Annotated in this window: 1 pseudogene; it reads left to right on the forward strand. The window is 48.2% G+C overall.

Features of this window, described 5'->3' with window-relative positions:
• Positions 1-564, forward strand: a pseudogene (locus H8Z83_RS19330) (RNA-guided endonuclease IscB); the annotation flags it as partial.

Here is a 564-nt window from a genome sequence, read left to right on the forward strand (position 1 = left end):
CGGCGACGCCCCGGACAACCAAGTTACCCTTTGCGAGAGCTGTCACGAAAAACTCCACAAGGGGTTGATTGCGGAGAAGGACTTCAAAAAGCGCAAGCGGAAGTCAACCAGAGATGCCACATTCATGGGCATCATGCGGAAGACTTTAATGCAGAGGCTCTGCTCTGAGTTACCTATCCCAGTCATTGAGACCAGAGGCTACATCACAAAGGCAACCCGAGAGAAGCTGTTGGTGCTTCCCAAGAGCCACACCAATGACGCTCTGGCAATCGCACAGGGGAAGCAGGGCTTCAATGTGGGCTACCTTCCGGAAATCGCACAAATCGATAAGATTTACACGATTCGTCCGGTAAGACATCACAACCGCCAGCTGCACAAGGCGACTATCCTCAAGGGAGGCATCCGTAAATCCAATCAAACAGAAAAGTACGTATTTGGGTATTGTCTTTTTGACAAAGTCCAATTTAACGGACAGGACTGCTTCATTTGGGGAAGAAGAACTACCGGAATCTTTACCATTAAAACGATAAACGGGAAAATGATAAAGGACGGTATCTCTTTCAA

It is taken from the genome of Dysosmobacter segnis, from assembly GCF_014297285.1.
Taxonomy (GTDB): domain Bacteria; phylum Bacillota; class Clostridia; order Oscillospirales; family Oscillospiraceae; genus Oscillibacter; species Oscillibacter segnis.